Source organism: Micromonospora sp. D93, from assembly GCF_018070365.1.
Taxonomy (GTDB): Bacteria; Actinomycetota; Actinomycetes; order Mycobacteriales; family Micromonosporaceae; genus Micromonospora; species Micromonospora ureilytica.
Window position 1 is genome coordinate 157,698 of the sequence record NZ_JAGPXW010000002.1, and the last position, 17,448, is coordinate 175,145.

At 72.0% G+C, this 17,448-nt stretch carries 15 protein-coding genes and 1 pseudogene; 1 reads left to right on the forward strand and 15 read right to left on the reverse strand.

The annotated features are described in order from the left end of the window. Positions 1-8: 8 nt before the first annotated feature. A complete protein-coding gene (locus tag KBX71_RS02830; protein ID WP_210816373.1) occupies positions 9-1,058 on the reverse strand; it encodes a glucose 1-dehydrogenase in 1,050 nt (349 codons plus the stop codon). An 18-nt stretch (positions 1,059-1,076) separates the two neighbouring features. Beyond that, positions 1,077-2,375, reverse strand: a complete 1,299-nt coding sequence (locus tag KBX71_RS02835) for an NAD(P)/FAD-dependent oxidoreductase (RefSeq protein WP_210816374.1) — start codon at positions 2,373-2,375, stop codon at positions 1,077-1,079. A 193-nt stretch (positions 2,376-2,568) separates the two neighbouring features. On the opposite strand from KBX71_RS02835, the gene KBX71_RS02840 reads away from it, so the two are divergent. Next, entirely contained in the window at positions 2,569-4,329 is a 1,761-nt protein-coding gene (locus KBX71_RS02840; RefSeq protein ID WP_210816375.1) for a glycoside hydrolase family 15 protein, read from the forward strand. Positions 4,330-4,461: 132 nt separating this feature from the next. Here the strand turns inward: KBX71_RS02840 and KBX71_RS34720 are convergent. From KBX71_RS34720 to KBX71_RS02905, 13 genes and pseudogenes are all read right to left on the reverse strand, one after another. Next, positions 4,462-4,668, reverse strand: a pseudogene (locus KBX71_RS34720) (metallophosphoesterase); the annotation flags it as partial. Between the two features lie 50 nt (positions 4,669-4,718). Next, complete coding sequence (locus tag KBX71_RS34725) at positions 4,719-4,865, reverse strand: hypothetical protein (RefSeq protein ID WP_374102569.1); 147 nt, start codon at positions 4,863-4,865, stop codon at positions 4,719-4,721. 161 nt (positions 4,866-5,026) lie between these two features. Then, positions 5,027-5,431, reverse strand: coding sequence for a phage holin family protein (locus KBX71_RS02855; RefSeq protein ID WP_210816377.1), 405 nt, complete (start codon positions 5,429-5,431; stop codon positions 5,027-5,029). A 147-nt stretch (positions 5,432-5,578) separates the two neighbouring features. Then, positions 5,579-6,589, reverse strand: coding sequence for an SDR family oxidoreductase (locus KBX71_RS02860; protein ID WP_210816378.1), 1,011 nt, complete (start codon positions 6,587-6,589; stop codon positions 5,579-5,581). A gap of 76 nt (positions 6,590-6,665) precedes the next feature. Next, positions 6,666-7,106, reverse strand: a complete 441-nt coding sequence (locus KBX71_RS02865) for a PPC domain-containing DNA-binding protein (protein ID WP_210816379.1) — start codon at positions 7,104-7,106, stop codon at positions 6,666-6,668. After that, positions 7,103-7,471 (reverse strand): hypothetical protein, encoded by a 369-nt coding sequence (locus KBX71_RS02870; RefSeq protein WP_210816380.1) that lies wholly within the window; start codon positions 7,469-7,471, stop codon positions 7,103-7,105. The genes KBX71_RS02865 and KBX71_RS02870 overlap by 4 nt, the downstream gene beginning before the upstream one ends. Before the next feature lies 1 nt (position 7,472). Continuing rightward, positions 7,473-8,561 (reverse strand): enolase C-terminal domain-like protein, encoded by a 1,089-nt coding sequence (locus KBX71_RS02875; protein ID WP_210816381.1) that lies wholly within the window; start codon positions 8,559-8,561, stop codon positions 7,473-7,475. After that, on the reverse strand, positions 8,558-11,638 hold the full coding sequence (locus tag KBX71_RS02880; RefSeq protein ID WP_210816382.1) for an FAD-binding and (Fe-S)-binding domain-containing protein: 3,081 nt from the start codon (positions 11,636-11,638) through the stop codon (positions 8,558-8,560). The genes KBX71_RS02875 and KBX71_RS02880 overlap by 4 nt, the downstream gene beginning before the upstream one ends. Then, entirely contained in the window at positions 11,635-13,401 is a 1,767-nt protein-coding gene (locus KBX71_RS02885) for a thiamine pyrophosphate-dependent enzyme (protein WP_307846938.1), read from the reverse strand. Before KBX71_RS02885 ends, KBX71_RS02880 begins: the two co-directional genes overlap by 4 nt. A gap of 192 nt (positions 13,402-13,593) precedes the next feature. Further along, positions 13,594-14,082, reverse strand: a complete 489-nt coding sequence (locus tag KBX71_RS34485; RefSeq protein WP_210816383.1) for a DUF421 domain-containing protein — start codon at positions 14,080-14,082, stop codon at positions 13,594-13,596. Further along, positions 14,079-15,800 carry a cytochrome bc complex cytochrome b subunit gene (locus tag KBX71_RS02895; protein ID WP_210816384.1) on the reverse strand — a complete coding sequence of 574 codons (1,722 nt, stop codon included), beginning with the start codon at positions 15,798-15,800 and terminating at the stop codon, positions 14,079-14,081. Before KBX71_RS02895 ends, KBX71_RS34485 begins: the two co-directional genes overlap by 4 nt. After that, positions 15,797-16,663 carry a ubiquinol-cytochrome c reductase iron-sulfur subunit gene (locus KBX71_RS34490; RefSeq protein WP_210816385.1) on the reverse strand — a complete coding sequence of 289 codons (867 nt, stop codon included), beginning with the start codon at positions 16,661-16,663 and terminating at the stop codon, positions 15,797-15,799. Before KBX71_RS34490 ends, KBX71_RS02895 begins: the two co-directional genes overlap by 4 nt. Next, positions 16,660-17,445, reverse strand: a complete 786-nt coding sequence (locus KBX71_RS02905; protein ID WP_210816386.1) for a c-type cytochrome — start codon at positions 17,443-17,445, stop codon at positions 16,660-16,662. The genes KBX71_RS34490 and KBX71_RS02905 overlap by 4 nt, the downstream gene beginning before the upstream one ends. Between the last annotated feature and the right edge of the window lie 3 nt (positions 17,446-17,448).

The following is a 17,448-nucleotide window of genomic DNA, read 5'->3' on the forward strand; positions in this document are numbered from 1 at the left end:
CAGGTTCCTCACTCGAAGGTCAGTACGACTTTGATGTCGTCCGGTTGGGCGTGTAGAGCGTCGGCGAAGCGGCTCAGCGGCACCCGCCGGCTGATGAGTCGTTCCAGCCAGTCCCGGTCGGCGGCGGCCAATGCCTGTGCGGCGGCGGAATAGTGGCGCAGGTTCGCGTTGACCGAGCCGATCACCACGTCGTTCTCCAGGACAATCTCTCGGTTCGTGGCACCAGCGTCGACCGGGATCCGACGACCACCGGAGGAGACCCCGGTGAGGCAGACGATGCCGTAGGGCGCGGTGCCGGCGATGGCGTCGAAGACAACCCGTCCAACGCCGGTGGCCTCCACCACGACGTCGGGTTGGATCTTCTCGGTGACCTCGGGGACGGGCGCGTGGTGGTAGGTCGCGCCGAGCGCCGCCACCGCCGCCGGCTTCGGCCCGTCCGCGACCACGTCCAGCACATGTACGTCGAGTCCGCGCTGCGTCCCGAGCAGCGCGGCCAGCAGGCCGATGGGGCCGGCTCCGGTGACCAGGACCCGCTGCGGCGCGTACCAGGACCGCTGCCCCACCCGTTCGATCTGCTCCCACGCCTTGGCCACCACACTTGTCGGTTCCATCAGCACGCCGACGGACTCCAGAGCAGGGTCGAGTCGGACCGCGTAGTCGGTCTCGACCGTCCACAACTCGCTGCCGTAGCCGTCCCTCTGCTTGATGCCGCGCTCGGTGTAGCGGCCATTGCGGCACATGTCGAACTCGCCCAGGGCACAGGCGCCGCACGGCACCGGGTCGGGTCGGCGCACCACCCCGACCACCAGGTCGCCGTCGGCGAAGCCGGCACCCTTGGACGCCCGACGCACCCGACCCAGTGATTCGTGGCCGAGCACCAGCCGCTCGCGCCCCTCGGGCGCCCAGCCGTAGGCACCGGAGACGATCTCCCGGTCGGTGCCACAGACACCCAGCGCCACCGCCTCGACGAGCAGTTCGCCCGGCCCGGCGTCCGGATCGGGTACGTCACTCACCTCGGCGCTGTCGGGTTGCTGTGGTCGTACGGTCAAGGCGCGCACGGCGGGCTCCTGCTCTGCTCAGCGGCGGATGAGTTCGGGGGCGGCGGTGTCCAGCGGCACGGCCTCGCCGGGCACCAGCCCGAGTTGCACGGCCGGGCGGGTGCCGGTGGCGGTGAACAGCCAGTCCGCGACGGTTCGGGCTCGGTTGGCCGGCAGCGACAACAGGTGGTAGCCGAGGGCGACGGCCCGGGCCGGCGGACCGGAGAGCGGGACGTGCAGCGGATTCGCCGTGGCCTGCCAGCCGCCGAGGTCCACCACGAAACCGAGATCCCGGTGCCGGTAGGGCCGGCGCCGGCCCACACCGTACGAAGCGGCGATGTTGTCCGCGGCGAGCCGGCCCTGCCGCACGGCGTGTTGGGCCGTCATCGGGGTGATCTCCCCCGGTCGGGACGGATCCGGCACGGCGGCGGCGTCGCCGCACGCCAGGATCTCCGGGTGACCGGGTACCGCGAGGTACTCGTCGACGGTGATCCGCCCCTTCGTCACGGGCAGTTCGGTGGCCTCGACCAGCGGGTCGGGCCGGACGCCCACGCACCACACAAGCGTCCGGGACGGCACGAACCGGCCGTCGGAGAGCCGAACCCCGTCGGCGGTCGCCTCGCCCACCGACGTGCCCAGGCAAACCTCGACGCCACGCTCGCGCAGCACCCGCCCCGCCTCCCGGGACATCCGGTCGGCGAGGCCGGGCAGCACCCGGTCGGCGGTGTCCAGCAACAGCCATCGGGGGCGTACCCCGCCCAGGCGGGGGTGACGCCGAGCGATCTCGTCGGTGAACAGCTGCCCCTGCGCGGCGACCTCGGTGCCGGTGTAACCGGCGCCGACCACGACGAACGTGCAGCGCGCCTCCCGCTCGGCCGGGTCGTCGGCGGCGTCGGCGAGCTCGATCTGCTGAATCAGGCGCTCCCGCAGATGCAACGCCTCCGGGATACCCCGGAACCCGTGCGCGTGATCGGCCACGCCGGGAATCGGCAGCAGCTTGTTGACGCTGCCCGCGGCGAGCACCAACCGGTGGTACGCCAGCCGGCCCCGCCGCCCCTCCGAGTCGGTGTACGAGACGCTGCGCCCGTCCACGTCTAGGCCGTCGACCTCACCCACCACCACCCGCACCCCGGGCAGCGTGTCCACCAGGGGCACCGCGACCCGACGCGGGTCCAGCACACCGCCGGCCACCTCGGGCAACAGCGGCAGATACAGGAAGTAGTCGGTCGGGTTGATCAACACCACGTCGGCCGCTCCCCGCGCGCGCCGGGCCAGCCGGCGTGCGGCATGGAAGCCAGCGAAGCCCCCTCCGACGATCACGATCGTAGGTCGCACCACGCACACCCCTCATCCGTTGAACTGTCGTTCCCCGTCCCCCCTTGGCCGCTACCCCCGCTCAGCGCGACGGAAACCGGTGATCTGGTCCCCCCGTGCTCGTTGGTCCGTTTCAACACGACACGGGCGGGAAGGCACGGGCGCCCGTTGGTCGGGCTCGGCCCGGACAGGCCGACACTCTGACCGGAGGCCACAGATGCCAGCCTCGGACGGGCAACCCGGCGCCCCGCCGGCCGTGCTGCGTGACTACGCGCTGCTGGCCGACGGGTACCGGGGCGCCCTGATCGGCCCGGACGGGGATGTCGGTTGGCTCTGCGCGCCCGGCTGGTCCGATCCGTCGCTGTTCTCGGCGCTGCTCGGCGGATCGGGTCGTTTCCTGGTGACCCCAGCGGCCCGCTTCGTCTGGGGTGGCCACTACGAGCCCGGGTCGTTGATCTGGCGCAGCAGGTGGGTCACCCAGGACGGGATCATCGAGTCCCGGGAGGCGTTGGTCTTCCCCGGCGAGGCCCACCGGCTGGTGTTGCTGCGGCAGATCCGGGCGTCGGACCGGCCGGCCCGGGTTCGGGTGGTTGTGGATCCGCGCGCCGACTTCGGGCGGCAGCCAGTACGCGAGGCCAGCCGGCAGGACGAGGCGTGGCTCGCCCGCACCGGGCCGCTGTACCTACGGTTGCACGGGGGCGCGGGCCTGAGCGCGACTGCGGACGCCTTCCTCGCCGGTGAGCTGCTCGTGCCCGCTGGCGGCCGACACGAGCTGGTGCTGGAGGTGTCGACGACACCGCTGGACCAACCCTGCGAGGATCCCGGGGAACTGTGGCGGACCACCGAGCAGCACTGGCGGTCGATGGTGCCGGAGCTGACCGGTCCCGCGCGGCGCGACGCCACCCTCGCGTACGCGGTGTTGCGCGGCCTGACCCGTCCAGGCGGTGGCATGGTGGCCGCCAGCACCACGGCCCTGCCCGAGCGAGCGCTGGCCGGGCGCAACTACGACTACCGGTACGCCTGGATCCGCGACCAGTCCTTCGCGGGCCAGGCAGCGGCCCTGGTCGGCCGGTACGACCTCCTCGACGACGCTGTCGCGTTCCTCACCGCGCGGGTGCTGGCCGACGGAGACGCGCTGGCGCCGGCGTACACAGTGAGCGGCGAGCCGGTGCCGCACGAGCGGCGGCTGGAGCATCTGCCGGGTTATCCGGGCGCCGAGGTTCGGGCCGGCAACTGGGTACGCGAGCAGTTCCAGCTCGACGCGTTCGGCGAGGTGCTGTTGGTGTTCGCCGCCGCGCAGCGGCTCGACCGGCTGGACAGTGACGCGTACCGCGCGATGCGGGTGGCCGCGACGGTGATCGAGCGGCGCTGGTCACAGCCGGACTCCGGCATCTGGGAGCTGCCCGCGCGGCAGTGGACGCACTCCAAGTTGACCTGCGTCGCCGGGTTGCGTGCGGCGGCGCGTGTGGGCTCGGGTGACCTGGCCGGACGTTGGTCGGCACTGGCAGATGGAATCCTCGCCGACGCCGCCGCCCACGGCCTCGGTCCAGGCGGGCGCTGGCAGCGCGCCTACGACGATCCGCGGGTCGACGCCGCCCTCTTGCTGCCCGGCATTCGCGGTGCCCTGGCCCCGGACGATCCACGTACCGAACGCACCCGGCAGGCCGTCCTGGCCGAGCTGACAGAGGACGGCTACCTGTACCGTTTCCGACCCGACCGGCGACCGCTCGGCGACGCGGAGGGAGCATTCCTGCTCTGTGGCTTCATGGCGGCGCTCGCCGCCTGGCAGGCCGGGGACGCGGTGGGCGCCAACCGGTGGTTCGAGCGCAACCGGGCCGCGTGCGGGCCGCCCGGCCTGTACACGGAGGAGTACGACGTCGGTCAGCGGCAGTTGCGCGGCAACCTGCCACAGGGGTTCGTGCACGCGCTGATGCTGGAGACGGCGGTGACCCTGGGCCAGGTCGACCCCTGGCGGTGAGACGACGCCCGCCGCCTCACCGGCTGACCGGCGACGGTTGCGAAACGGTTGAGGGGGTCGCGGTGCCGGCACCCTCCGCCGGCGGTGTCTCGTCGACCACCCGGCGGTTGAGACTCACCTGCGCCAGGCCGGTTCGTCGAAGTAGAGCACGGAGAGCGCCAGCGGCATTGGCTCGTCACCCTCCAGGCCGCGCAACCCGGCACCGCCGGTGGAACCCTGGACGGCCAGGCGGGTGACCTCCCGGCCGTCCCGCGCCGGCAGCATCCGCACCTGGCGCGCGTGCGTGTGACCGGCGAGAACCAGCGGCACCGCGCCGTCGAGTGGGACCACGCACGGCGGCGGCCACCCGGTACCCGGGTGGCCGCCAGGCGAAACTCAGCGGGTACGGCTCAGCGCCTGCGGGCCTGCGCCGTCGCCCGCGCGTTGGCCTTCTCGATGGCGTCGACCAACTCGCCCTTGTTCATGTTCTGCGGGTCGTCGATGCCGACCCGGCGGGCCACGTCGTCGAGATGGCCCTTGCTGGCGTTGGCGTCCACGCCCTGCGCCGCTGTCCTCGGCGGACTCCAAGGTCTCCTTGTACGTGCGAACCGCCTTGTCGTCCGATCTGGCGATGGTCGAGGGCACGTCCTCGCGCATCTGCTCTGCCTGCTCATGCTTGTCCGGCATGGCGTCCTCCGCTGGTGAACGAGTGGCCTGATCAACGTTGCAGTTCGTCGCGGGCGGCGGCGGCACCGGCGGGCACCACCCGGCCGGCGGTGGCGGAGACCACGTCCTGGACCTCCTCGGCCAGCCGGGCCGAGCTGCCGCCCGCCGCCCGGAGTTGCGCCAACCCGACGCGACCCAGAACGACGGCGGCGGCGACGTAGCCGAGGGTCAGGCCCGATGCGGCGAGCCTGCGGGGCAGGAACGAGTCCAGCACCCTCAGCACAGTCGTCGACGCCGCGCCCGCACCGAGCACGAGGCACCCACCGGCGGCCGCCACAAGCATGATCCCGACTCCGGCCGGGCGGGCGGCGTCGGCCAACTGGCCGCGCACGGCGCGTACCTCCTCGCGGACGACATCGGCCACGTCCATCGCCAACCGGTCCGCGGAACTGCTCACCCGATCACCACGTCCCGCCCGGCCGGCCACCGCGTCACTCATACCGCCTCCACCCTGCTCCTCATGTCCGCCGGGGGTACCCCCGGAGCGTCGCGGCACACTGGCCGGGCCCGGTTTCCGACATGTCGTCGCTGATCCACCTTGCTTTCAGCGGCGGCGCACAGCGACCACGCCGGCCACCGCCCCGGCCAGCCCGGCTGTTACCAGCCGGCGGTGGCGGGACAGCCACGCCTGGGGACTGTGACCGTGGGAGCGGCCGGCAAAGCCGCCTCGCGCGCCGTAGTCACGCCCACCCGGTCCGTCCAGCGGATGCCACAGGTTGTTCGGCCGGTCGTGATCGGTAGGGCGGCCGGTTTGCTGGGACTTGTAGCCGGTCCGGGCCAGGTAGCGGTCGAGCAGCCCCGGCGCGACCCGGTTGCCGAGGATGGTCAGCACCGTGGAGATGCCGACCCAGTATTCCCGCCGCTGGGGCCGGTCGGCCGCGCCCACGATCGCCCGGGCCGCCACCTCCGGTCGATAGATCGGCGGCACCGGTTCGGCGTGCCGAGGTAGCCGGGACAACAGCCAGTCGAACTGGGGGGTGTTCAACGCCGGCAGCTGCACCATCGTCACCCGCACTCCGCTGCGCTCGTGCAGCAGCTCACAGCGCAGCGACTCGGTGAAGCCGACGATCGCGTGTTTCGCCCCGCAGTAGGCGGCCTGCAGCGGAATCCCGCGGTACGCCAACGCCGAGCCAACCTGCACGATCGTGCCCCGGTCGCGGGAGGTCATGTGGGACAGGGCAACGCGGGTGCCGTGCACGTACCCCAGGTAGGTGACCTCCATGGCCCGTCGGAACTCCTCCGGGCGGGTCTGCTGAAACGGCGCGAAGACCGAGCTGAACGCGTCGTTGATCCACAGGTCGATCGGCCCCAGTTCGGCTTCGATCCGCCGACCGGCGGCGACCACCTGGTCGTAGTCGGCCATGTCGACCTCGATCGGCAGAGGTCGGCCGCCGGCGGCACGCACCTCCTCGGCGGCGGCGTCCAACCCGACCCGTCCCCGCGCCAGCAGCGCGATGGCGATTCCCCGCTGGGCGAGTAGCCGCACAGTCGCCCGGCCAACCCCGGCGCTCGCCCCGGTCACCACCGCCACCCGCACGTCGTGTCCCCGACCCATGTCGCCTCCCGACCGCCTCGTGTCCCCTGCTGGCTGTACCCGCTGCGGCGTTTCCCAGACCCACCGAATGGATCGGCTACCGGCCGGGCCCGGCGATCAGCGCCAACCCGGTCTCCGGGTCCACCTGTTTGCTCAGCTCGGGGGCGACCTCGGTGATGATCACCTCCAGCGTCGGCCACACCCGGGCGGACAGCAGGTGCCCGCCGACAGTGCTGCCGTCCGCGCGGCCGAGCACGGCGTGCACGTGCAGCACCGGCTCGCCGTCGCGGGCGGCCACGTCGCCCACCAGTGAGAGCACCTCCACCTGCTCCCGCACCGGGATGTGCCGGTAGTCGCGCGCCTGCCGGTCGAACCAGCCGACCTCGGCCTCCCGGAAGCCGCCCACGGCGGTCACCCGGCCGGCGCGCAGGTCGTGTCGGTGCAGTGCGTCACTGATGACGCTCACCGGCTCGTCGCCGTCATCGCAGACGACGACCAGCACCCGACCGGTCGGTTGGTGCAGTTCCTGAACCCTCATCGGTCTCCTCGATCTGTTGCCACGATGACGCCCAGGACTGCCCAGGTGGCGGCGACGGCGGCGTCGGTCAGGGCGGCGGGCCGTTGCCGACGGTCGGCGGCGGCCAGGACGAGCGCGGTGGCGCAGTGCAGGCCGTCGACCGCCGCGCCGGCGGCGAACACGCCCCTGGTTGGCCGCCAGAGAGTCACCGCGGTCTGGGCAACGTGGCGGGCGCCGAGCACCCGGAGGGTCATCACGGCCGTGGTGGTGATCGGACCCACCGGACGTAGCAGCGCAACGGGCGCGAGCAGCAGCAGACCGCCCCAGGCCAGCCGGGCGGTGACCGCCACGCTCCGCGGCGGCAGCCAGGGAATCCGGTCGGCCATGTCACGCCACCCGGTACTGCTGGGCGTGATCCGACCGGAACTCCAGACCGTTGCCCGGCCGGTCCAGCGGCACCCGCGCCACGCCGCCGGTCGCCGGCACGGCTCCGTCGAAGAGCATCGACTCGATCCGGACGTGGTCGTGGAACCACTCCAGATGCCGCAGGTTTCCCACGGCTGCGGCGACCGGCAGGTGCTGGTGCGGAGCGCAGTGCCCGGACACCTCCAGCCCGGCCGCGTCGGCCACCGCGGCGGCGCGGAGGAACTCGCTGATCCCGCCACAGCGGGTGACGTCGATCTGCAGGCAGTCCACGTAGGGGGCCATCCGGTGGAAGTAGGTCAGGTCGAAGCCGTACTCCCCGGCCGCCACGTCCGGCACGACGCGGTCGCGGACCAGCCCCAGCCCGGCGAGGTCGTCGGAGCTGACCGGCTCCTCGTACCAGCGCACGTCCAGCTCCGCCGCGGCCTGCGCCACCCGGATCGCCTGTTTGCGCTGGTAGGCACCGTTGGCGTCGACGTACAGCTCGGTGTCGTCACCGATGGTGCGCCGGGCCGCCTCCATCCGGGCGAGATCCCGCCCCATCTCCGTACCGAACGACTCCCCGATCTTGATCTTCACCCGGGGTATGCCCTGCTCGTGCACCCAGCCGGCGAGCTGCCGGTGCTGGCGCTCGTCGTCATACGTGGTGAAACCGCCGCTGCCGTACACGGGCACGTCCCGGCGCGCGGTGCCGAGCAGCCGGGCCAGGGGCAGCGCGTGCCGGCGGGCCTTGAGATCCCACAGCGCGCAGTCGACGGCCGACAGGGCGAGGCCGGCGACACCTGGCCGGCCGGCGTTGCGCAGCCGTCGACGCATGTTCGACCAGGCGGCCGGCACGTCGTCGGGGTCCAGGTCCGCGACCACCGGAGCGAACAGGTCCGCCACCAGCGCGGCAGCCGCCGCCGGCGCGTACGTCCAGCCGATGCCGGTGTGCGCGTCGGCGTGTGCCCGGACCAGCACCAGTGTGGTGCTGGTCCAGGCCAGGGTGCCATCCCCCTCCGGGGTGTCGGTGGGCACCCGGTACGCCTCGGCGGTCAGCCGGATCCGAGTCACCGCCTCCTCCGGCGCACCAGCGCGGCCAGCGGGGCGAGTGCGGCCGCCGCGACAATGCCGGCCGCCACCCAGCGGGAGAACACCGACGGTGGTCGTGGACGGTCGCCCCAGCTCTGCTCAGGGCGGCGGGGCACGGTGTCGTTGTGCAGGGCGGCGCGCAGCAACTCGGCCAGGTGAAGGGCCGACCGGCCGTCAGACGCGCTCTGCTCGACCTGGGTGCGGCAGCTGAACCCGTCGGCGAGGATCACATCGGTCTCGTCTGCGTCGCGGATCGCCGGTAGCAGCACCCGTTCGGCGCACGCCTCCGAGACCTCGTAGTGGCCCTCCTCGAAGCCGAAGTTTCCCGCCAGACCGCAGCAGCCCGAGTCCAAGAATTCCGCGTTCACTCCCGCTGCGGACAGGACCGCCTGGTCGGCGGCGGTACCGAGGATCGCGTGGTGGTGGCAGTGAGGCTGGATCAGGGCGTGTGCCTCGATCCGCGGCGACTGCCAACCCGGGCTGTGATCGTGCAGCAGTTCCGCGAGTGTGACGGTCTGCTCCCGCAGCCGGGTGACGTCGTCGTCGGCCGGGAACAACTCGTGGGCGTCGCTGCGGAACACCGCAGTGCAGCTCGGCTCCAACCCCACCACCCGTGTGCCGGCGCGCAGGTGCGGGCGCAGCACGTCGACGGTGCGGCGCAACACCCTCTTGGCGATGTCGAGTTGGCCGGTGGAGATCCAGGTCAGCCCGCAACACACCGGCCCGTCCGGCACGCGTACCCGCCAGCCGGCCGTCTCCAGGACCTCCACCGCCGCGCGTGCCACCCCCGGGTGGAAGTGGTTGGTGAAGGTGTCCGGCCAGAGCAGCACCTCGCCGCGCGAGCCGTCGCCACTGGGGGCACGGTGGGCGAACCAGTGTTGGAACGTCTCCGGGGCGAAGGCCGGAATGTCGCGACGTTTGTCGATCCCGCCGAGGGTCTTCGCGAGCCGGCTCAGGCCGGGGGCCTGGGCCAGCGCGTTGACCGTCCGCGGCAGCCGCGCCGCGACGGCGGCCACCAGCGGGAGCCAGCCCATCGAGTAGTGCGAGCGAGGTCGTAGGCGGCGGGCGTAGTGGTGGTGCAGGAACTCGGCCTTGTAGGTGGCCATGTCCACGTTGACCGGGCAGTCGGCCTTGCAGCCCTTGCAGGCCAGACACAGGTCGAGGGCGTCGCGTACCTCCGTCGACCGCCAACCGTCGCCGATCGTGCCGCCGCGGGAGGTGCCGTCGAGCATCTCGAACAGCAGTCGGGCCCGACCTCGGGTGGAATGCTCCTCCTCACGGGTGACCATGTAGGAGGGACACATCACTCCCCCCTCGTGGCGCCGGCACTTGCCGACCCCCACGCAGCGCAGCACCGCGTTGCCGAAGCTGGCCCCGTCATCGGGGTAGGCGAAGACCGTGTCGACAGCGCCGTGGTCGTAGTCGGTGCCGAGGCGCAGGTGACTGTCCAGCCGGTACGGCGGCACCACCTTGCCCGGGTTCATCCGGTCGTCCGGATCGAAGATCGCCTTGAACTGGCCGAACGCCCGGGTCAGCCGGTCGCCGTACATCTTGGGCAGCAGTTCGCCACGCGCCTGCCCGTCGCCGTGCTCCCCGGAGAACGAGCCACCGTAGGAGACCACCAGGTCGGCGGCGCGCTCGACGAAGGACCGGAAGTCCCGGATCCCGTCGGCGGTACGCAGCCGGAACGGAATGCGGGTGTGCACGCAGCCCTGCCCGAAGTGCCCGTACAGGGACGCCTGCTCGTAGCCGTACTCCCGGTAGAGCTTCCGCAGGTCGCGCAGGTAGTCGCCGAGCCGGTCCGGGGCGACCGCGGAGTCCTCCCAGCCGGGCCAGGTGTTGTCCGCGTTCGGCACGTGCGCGGTGGCGCCCAGCGCGGACTCCCGAACCCCCCACATCTGCTTCTCGTCGGTGGGGTCGGCGAACTCGTGCACTGTCGGCCCGCCGTCGCGGCGAACCGCGGCGACAAGCCGGTCTGCCGCCGCCCGCGCCTCCTGCGGCACGTCGCCGCCGAGTTGGACCATCAGCCAGGCGCCGCCCGGCGGCAGTTCGTGCAGGGCGTGCGGGTGCAGGCTCTTGCGCCGCTCGAAGCTGACCAGCTTGTCGTCGATGCCCTCCAACGCGATCGGCTGATGCTCCAGGATCCGCGGTACGTCGTCCGCGGCGGCGGCGATGTCCTGGTAGCTGAGGAAGACCATCGCCTTGGACTTGACGATCGGCACCAGCTTCAGCCGGGCCCGCAGGATGGTGACAAGTGTGCCCTCGGACCCGACCAGCGCCTGCCCGACGTGGAAGGTCTTCTCCGGCAGCAGACTGTCGAGGTTGTAGCCGGAGACCCGCCTCGGGATGTGCGGATAGCGGGTGCGGATGTCGGCCAGGTACTCGTCGCGCAGCGCCCGCAACTGCTGGTAGAGGTGCGCCTTGCGGCCACCGTCGCGCTGGATCCGGGCGTACTCCTCGTCGGTGGTCTCCCCCACCCACATCCGGGTGCCGTCGTAGAGCAGCACCTCCAACTCGACGATGTTGTCGACCACCTTGCCGGTGCGCTGCGCCGTGGAGCCGCAGGAGTTGTTGCCGAGCATCCCACCGAGCGTGCAGTGGTCGTGGGTGGCGGGTCGGGGCCCGTACTCCAGCCCGGTCGGCTTGAGTTCGGCGTTGAGTTGGTCGAGCACGATGCCCGGCTCGACCAGGCAGGTCCGCGCCGCCTCGTCGACCTCGAGCAGCCGGTGACAGTACTTCGACCAGTCCAGCACCACGGCCGTGTTGGTGCACTCGCCGGCGAGGCTGGTGCCGCCGCCGCGGGAGGTCAGCGGTGCGCCGTGCCGGCGGCACACCGCGACGGCGGCCACCGCCGCGTCGACGGTGCGGGGCACCACCACCCCGAGCGGCACCTGCCGGTAGTTGGAGGCGTCGGTGGAGTACGTGGCGCGCGACCCGGCGTCGAAGCGGACCTCCCCGTCGACCGCGTCGCGCAGGTCGGCGGCGAGCACGCCCAGGTCGATGTCGTGAACGGGTTCGGGCGGGCGCAGGACCGGTTCCGGCAGCAGAACCCCACTCATGAACGCAGCTCGTTGAACTTGTCGCGGGCGACGGTGGCGAGGGTGGCGACCTTGTGTGGCTGCCCGCGCAGGAACGCCTCGGTGAAGTGTTTCGCCTGGTCGTACTTGATCTTCCCGGGCATCGGCGGTTCGTTGGGATTGACGTCGCAGTCCACCAGGGCCGGACCGGGGTGCGCGAGCGCCTCCCGGATGGCGCCGGGTAGCGCCTTCGCGTCGGTGACCTTGACGCCGAAGGCGCCGCAGCCGCGCGCCCACGTCGAGAAGTCCGCCTCCGGCTGACGGTGCCGCACCGCGTACTCCGGGTAGCCGAGGATGATCTGCTCCCAGAGGATCTGCCCGTAGGAGTTGTTGTTGTTGATCACCACCTTGATCGGCAGCTCGTGGCGCACAGCGGTGAGGAACTCGGCCATCAGCATCGCGAACCCGCCGTCACCGACGTACGCGATCACCTGCCGGCCCGGGTAGGCGTGCTGCATGGCGATCGCGTACGGCAGGCCCGGTGCCATCGTGGCCAGGTTGCCCGACAGGTAGAACTCGCGGTCGCCACGGATGGTCCAGTGCCGGGCCGACCAGGTGGCGATCGTGCCGGAGTCACAGGTGAGAATGGCATCGTCGGCGGCGGCCTCGTCGATGCAGCCCATCAGGTACTGCGGCGCGATCGGCGCCCGCTCCGGGTCCACCAGGCTGGCCATGTCCGAACGCCAGCCGTCCATCTTCCGCTGGTACGTCTGCAGGAAGGCGCGGTCCGGCTGGTGCGTGAGCATCGGCAGCAGCTGCCGCAGCGCCTGGCGGGCGTCCGCGCAGACCGGCGCCTCGACCGGCAGCCGCATGCCGATCAGGCTGGGATCGACGTCGATCTGCACCACCCTGGCCTGCCCCGGTGCCGGCAGGTACTTCGCGTACGGGTACGAGGTGCCCACCATCAGCAGGGTGTCGCACTCCTCCATCAGCTCCTCGCTCGGGCCGGTGCCGAGCAGCCCGAGGCCACCGGTGGTCAACGGGTGATCGTCGGGCACCACCAGCTTGCCGGGAAGCGTCTTCACGATCGGGCTCGCCAGGGCCTCGGCCACCGCGAGGACCTCCTCGCGGGCACCACGGGCCCCGATGCCGACCAGCATGGCGACCTTCCGGCCGGCCTTGAGCACCTCGGCCGCCTTCGCCAGCTCACGCGGATCCGGCGGCAGCTGCGGGTAGGACACCACCGCCGCGCTCATCGGCGGCTTACCGGGGCTGACATGCCGGTACGGGTCCTCGTCGGCCGGCGCGACCTGAACGTCGTTGGGGAACGTCAGATGCGCGACCGTGCGCTTGCTCAACGCGTCGCGGATGGCCAGGTCCACAACTCCCGGCATCTGCTGCGGGTTGGTGACCATCAGGTTGTACGACGCCACGTCCTGGTACAGCTGGGTGGTGTGCACCTCCTGCTGGTAGTACGAGCCCAACACCGACGTCTCCTGCATACCGGTGATCGCCAGCACGGGCACGTGGTCGAGCTTCGCGTCGTAGAGCCCGTTCAGCAGGTGAATAGCTCCCGGCCCGGAGGTGGCACAGCAGACGCCAAGGCGACCGGTCGCCTTGGCGTACCCGGTGGCCATGAAAGCGGCCGCCTCCTCGTGGTGCACCAGCACGAACCGCAACTTGTCCCGTTGCCGGCGGAAGCCCTCCATCAGGCCGTTGATGCCGTCGCCGGGCAGCCCGAACACGGTGTCGACGCCCCACTCCACCAGCCGTCGGGCCAGGCTCTCACCCACGATCTCCTGCACGTCATCCTCCTCGTTCCGGGGGTTCGTCCGACCCGCTCGGTTCGGCCGCGGTGGTCTCACCGCGCCGTCCACCGTCGCGGCCCGATCTGGGACCGGACACGGCGGACGAGGCCGGACAGAGTGGCGGCTACCCGGCCACCGCGTCGGCAAACCAACTCGACCCCGGCAACCTGCCGACGTCCACCCGGGCCGTCACTCGCGATCCGCGCGGCGCAGCACCGACATCTGCCCCCGGCCTTCCAGAACGGCCAGGTGCACCCCTGCGACGTCGGCCGCGCCGTGTTCCCGCAGCAGGGTGTCGAGGTCGGCCCGCGTCATCCCGGCGCGGTGCAGGTTCGATGCGAGCACCCGCCCCCGGGAGACGAGCACCACCGGCCCCTTCTCGATCAGCCGTCTGCCCAAAGGAAGCAACCGCACCCGGGTGATCAGAGCGTGCGCGGCCAGGATGGTCAGCAGGGTCACCGCGCCGGACAGGTAACTCGCATCCGGTGCGCTCGGCAGCCGGCCCACGATCGCACCCACCGCCACGGCTGCGACGAAGTCGTACGGGGACAGCTCGGCCAGCGTGCGGCGCCCACCGGCACGCAACCCGATCACCGCGGTGACGTAGAGCAGGAACGCCTTCAACGCGACCCAGCCCAGCCAGCCGGGATGACCGATCAGCGCGGTGACGGCGTTCACCTCGGTGGCTGCCCGTCCCCGTCACGGCGGCGGTCCCGGCGCTGCCGGAGGGCCGCCGCGAGCAGCGAGGCGCCCAACGCCACGTTGCCCCACCGGACCAGCATGGTCCGGATCCGTCCGGGTGGCGGGGGCGGCGGCGGGCCGGGCACCGTCACGTGATCAACACCGGGGTAGGCCAGCCGCGCCGACTCCGCCGCCGCACCCTTGGACAGCACGGCGCGATTCCCCAGGATCGCGACGCCGGCCGGCTCGTCGCGGTAGCGCCAGCGCCACACGTCGCCGTCCGGCCACAGCTCGATCCGCTCCCCGGGCCGGTCCGGCGCCGGCAACTCCGGCTCGCCGGCGGCGCGCGGCCCGGCACCCTCGCCGGTGCGCTGCCGACCCGCTCGCAGGTCGGCGCGGGTCAGGTCACCCAGCCGCGCCGCACCGCCGCGCCGAAGGGCCCGGGCCAGCACGAAGGCCAGCACACCGGCCAGGACCGGCAGGACGAGTACGAGGACGCGAAGCACGTTGAGCACGTCGTAGATCGGCACTCGCAACAGCCGGGCGATGATGCCGTCGCCGGCGGTGACGACGAGCACTCCGAAGAAGGTCAGCGCCAGCACGCCGACGCCGGTCCGGACCGGATGGTCGCGGGGCCGGTCCAGCAGCTGGTGCGACGCCCGGTCGCCGGTGCACAAGCGTTCCAGGAACGGCCAGGCGTACAGGGCCAGGAAGGTGACGCCGCCGAGCACCACGCCGGGAAAGAACGGCGCCGGCACGAGGTGGCCGGCGATGTGGATCTCCCAGGGCGGGAACAGCCGCAGGGCCCCGTCACCCCAGGCGACGTACCAGTCGGGCTGGGCGGGGGCGGTGGCCTGGGCGGGGGCGAATGGCCCGTAGATCCAGACCGGGTTGATCTGTACGAGCCCACCGAGGGCGAACAGCACCGCCAGCACCCAGGCGAACAGCGCGAGCGACCGCAGCGTGTAGCTGGGAAAGAGCCGGGAGCCGACGACGTTGTGCTCGGTCCGGCCCGGACCGGCGAACTGACTGTGCTTCTGCCGGACGATCATCGCCAGGTGCGCGGAGACGAGGGCGACCAGCACCGCGGGCACCAGCAGCACGTGACTGACGAACATTCGCGGGATCATCTCCTCGGAGGGGAACTCACCGCCGAGGCCGAGGAAGACCAGCCACGAACCGACCAGCGGGATCGACTCCACCACCGAGACGATGATCCGCAGACCGAGACCGGACAGCAGGTCGTCGGGCATGGAGTAGCCAGTGAACCCGTTCGCCAGAGCAAGCGCCAGCATCGTGACACCGACCAGCCAGTTCAGCTCCCGAGGTTTGCGGTACGCGCCGGTGAAGAAGATCCGCACCAGGTGCACGAGGATCGCCGCGACGAAGATCAACGCCGCCCAGTGGTGGGTCTGACGGATCAGCAGCCCGGCACGTACGTCCCAGCTCAGTCGGACCGTCGAGGCGTACGCCGCCGAGGTGGTGCTGCCGTCCATTGGGGCGTACGAGCCGTGGTAGACCCGGTCGGCGGAGCTGGGGTCGAAGAACAGCGTCAGATAGACGCCGGTCAGGATGAGCGCGACGAACGAGTACAGGGCGATCTCGCCGAGCATGAACGACCAGTGGTCCGGGAACACCTTCGCGAGGGCCTTGCGGGCCAGCGGCGACAGTCGCAGCCGATCGTCGAGCGCCCGGGCCAACCGATCCATGATCATGGCCAGCTCCAGAAGCCGGCGCCCGGCGGGGCGGTGAAGTCGCCGCTGGCACGCAGGTTGCCGTCCGCGTCCACGTCGATGGGCAGGCCGGGCAGCCGCCGGGCGGCAGGCCCGGCGACCGGGCTGGCGTCGGCGAACAGGTCGAACGAGGACTGGTGGCAGGGGCAGAGCACCCGGCCGGTGCCCTTGAGGTAGAGCCGTACCGGGCAGCCGGCGTGAGTGCACAGCAGGGAGTAGACGACCAGCCCGTCGAGATGGCCGGCCGCAGGCAGCCGGGTGAACCGTTCGGGCCGCAGCCGCACGGCGAACGCCGGGGCGTCGCCGGCACCGGTCCCGCCCTCGGGGAACACCCCGACCACGCTGCCGTCCGGCACGTTCTCCGGCCGCAGTGGTTGCCCGTCGGCGGTCAACAGCCGCACCCCCGGCCCCCACGGGGTGTCCTTCAACGCCTCCACCGGTCGGGTCCGGTCCCACGGAAGCAGCGACCGGAGCGGAAACAGCGCCGCGACGCCGAGTGAGGTCAACGCCAACCCCAGCGCGGCGAGCAGGCCACGTCGACGGATGGGGCTGTCCGGCGCGGTCAGTGCCGCCGCGGTCAGCGCCTGCTCCTCGGGTGGCGGGGTGAACCCCTCGTGCTCCTCGACGTAACCGCCGACCGGCACCAGCCGCCGTCCCCAGATCGCCAGGCCCGTCGCCAGACCGGCAAAGGCCACCGCCAGGCACACCCCCTCCCACTGGGTCTGCCCGCCGAGGCCGTAGGTCACCGCGAAGCCGACCGCGCCGGCGGCGCTGACCAGGAAGGACAGGATGATCCGCCGGTCGACGCCGGGCGGCGTCGGCGCGACCTGTGGACGTCGGCTCACTCTCCAGCCCTCCTGCCCAGCCAGCGGGCCGCGGCGACGAGCAGCCCGAGGGTGACGATCCAGGCGACCAGGCCCTCGGCCAGCGGACCGAGGCGACCGAGCGGGTTGCCGCCGCGGTCCAACCGCTCGCTCCGCAGCCGCTGCACGTAGGTGGCCAGGTCATCCACCTGCTGGTCGGTGAGCACCTGGCTGGGAAAGATCGGCATGAGTCCGGGGCCGACTCGGATCGCCTCGGCGACCTGGACCGCTGTCGCCTCGTACAGCGGCGGGGCGACCCAGCCGTTCGTCAGTGGCGCCCCGGACCCGGTAGCTCCGTGGCAGGGGGCGCAGTTGGCGGCGAAGAGTTCCCGTCCGCTGGTGAGGCTTCCGGGTGCGACCTGCGGAATGCTCGGGCCGCCACCGCCGAAGCTCCTCACGTGCTCGACCAGGGCCGCGATCTCGTCGGCCGAGAAGACCGGTTCGTCGCGGCGCGGCTGCTGCATCTCGTGCGGGATGGGCATCCGCCCGGTCGAGACCTGAAAGTCCACCGAGGCCGCTCCGACCCCGACCAGCGAAGGGCCGCGTTGGGCGCCCTGACCCTGCATGCCGTGACAGCTCGCGCAGTTCTGCCGGAACAGCTCCTCGCCCCGGTCTTCGCCGCGCGGGGTCGGCGCGGACGGGCTGTCGGTTGGCGTGGGCGGGGTCGGTGCGGCCAGAGCCGCCGGTCCGGCCGCCAACACCAGTACCGCACCCACCGCGCCGACCCGGGTTAAGTTGGCCCACCGGTACGTCCAGGCACGCATGGC